General features: G+C 32.6%; 1 pseudogene. It reads left to right on the top strand.

The features are described 5' to 3' along the window. Positions 1 to 484: pseudogene (locus J8281_RS19035) on the top strand (PD40 domain-containing protein); the annotation flags it as partial.

Here is a 484-nt window from a genome sequence, read left to right as displayed (position 1 = left end):
AAAAGCCATTAAAACATACAGGGAATTGTTTGTGGAATATGGCGATTCTATAGATATTGAATATCACTTTAGATTTGCCCAGGCCTTAAAAGGAGTTAAGGAATATAAAGAAGCAGACAAACATTTAAGACGCTATTACAATAAGCAAATAAATACTTTAGCTTTTATTGAGGAAACAGATAAAACAACCCCGCATACCTTTAAATTAAAGCAAATAGAAAACAGAAACTCTAGTAGTGATTTTGGCTTGTCGTTTTATGGAGATGATAAAGTAGCTTTTGCATCCGCAAGAAATTCAGAAAACCCAGCATATTCTTGGAATAACTTACCGTATTTAGATTTGTATAGCGGCACTTTAACTAGTGAGAATGTCTTAGAAAATGTAGAACCATTTTCAGCATCAATAAATACAGAATCCCATGAGAGTAGTGCTGTGTTTACAAAAGACGGTAAAACCATGTATTTTAATAGAACAAATACAACG

The sequence above is a fragment of the Aquimarina sp. U1-2 genome, from assembly GCF_017897595.1.
Classification (GTDB): domain Bacteria; phylum Bacteroidota; class Bacteroidia; order Flavobacteriales; family Flavobacteriaceae; genus Aquimarina.
The sequence above is the reverse complement of the archived record's forward strand: the minus strand, read 5'-3'. Positions and strand labels throughout refer to the sequence as shown.